Raw genomic sequence first — 1,161 nt, 5'->3', positions numbered from 1 at the left:
CCTCGGCACTGATCAGCGTCACAGCAAGCGCTTTCTATACAGGGAGAAGCTAGCCTCTGACCGGTGGTCCGGACAAGACCGTGTCCATCCCGAGTTGTTCGAGGGGGCGAACAAGTCGGGTGCGGGGCCGTAAGGTCTGCTCGACACGCCCGGAACCAGGCAGAAGAACCTGCTGTCTACCAGGGCGTACGACGACGTACGACGAGATGCGTGACCGGAGGACGACGAGATGACGGTGACCCTGGCGGACGTGGCGGCCCGCGCGCAGGTCTCGCCCGCGACGGTGTCGCGCGTACTGAACGGGAACTACCCCGTGGCAACGTCGACCCGCGAACGGGTGCTGCGGGCCGTGGACGAGCTGGACTACGTGCTCAACGGTCCTGCCAGCGCCCTGGCCGCGGCCACCTCCGACCTGGTGGGCATCCTGGTCAACGACATCGCCGACCCCTTCTTCGGGATCATGGCGAGCGCGATCCAGGCCGAGATCGGCGGGCCGGGCGGGCGCGCCGGCGGTGAGCGGCTTGCGGTGGTCTGCAACACCGGGGGCTCCCCCGAGCGCGAGCTGACCTATCTCACCCTGCTCCAGCGGCAGCGGGCCGCGGCCGTCGTGCTCACCGGCGGGGCCATGGAGGACCAGGCTCACGCCACCGCCGTCGCGGCGAAGCTGCGGCGGCTGGCGGACGCCGGCACCCGCGTCGTGCTGTGCGGGCGGCCGCCCGCGCCCGACACCGGGGCGATCGCCCTCACCTTCGACAACCGCGGCGGCGGGCGCGAACTGACCGAGCACCTCATCGGGCTCGGGCACCGGCGGCTCGGGTACATCGCCGGACCCGAGGAACGCACCACCACCCGGCACCGGCTGGAGGGCCACCGCGCGGCGCTGGCCGCCGCCGGGATCGAGGAGGACCCCCGCTGGACCGTCCACGGGAGGTACGACCGGCGGGCGGGGTACGAGGCCACGCTGGAGCTGCTGCGGCGGGATCCGGCGCTGACCGGCGTGGTCGCCGCGAACGACTCCGTCGCGCTGGGGGCTTGCGCGGCTCTGCGGGAGTCCGGGCTGCGCATTCCGGACGATGTTTCGGTAGCCGGTTTCGACGACCTGCCCTTCAGCATCGACGCCGTGCCCTCGCTGACCACTGTGCGGCTGCCCGCACAGCCCGA

The 1,161-nt window shown here is 72.1% G+C and carries 1 protein-coding gene; it reads left to right on the top strand.

Features of this window, described 5'->3' with window-relative positions; genetic code table 11:
* Positions 1 to 229 precede the first annotated feature (229 nt).
* The coding region (locus P1P75_RS41595) for a LacI family DNA-binding transcriptional regulator (RefSeq protein WP_319265262.1) at positions 230 to 1,161 on the top strand (932 nt) is incomplete at its 3' end.

The sequence above is a fragment of the Streptomyces sp. ID05-39B genome (assembly GCF_033794725.1).
Taxonomy (GTDB): domain Bacteria; phylum Actinomycetota; class Actinomycetes; order Streptomycetales; family Streptomycetaceae; genus Streptomyces; species Streptomyces bobili.
The sequence above is the reverse complement of the archived record's forward strand: the minus strand, read 5'-3'. Positions and strand labels throughout refer to the sequence as shown.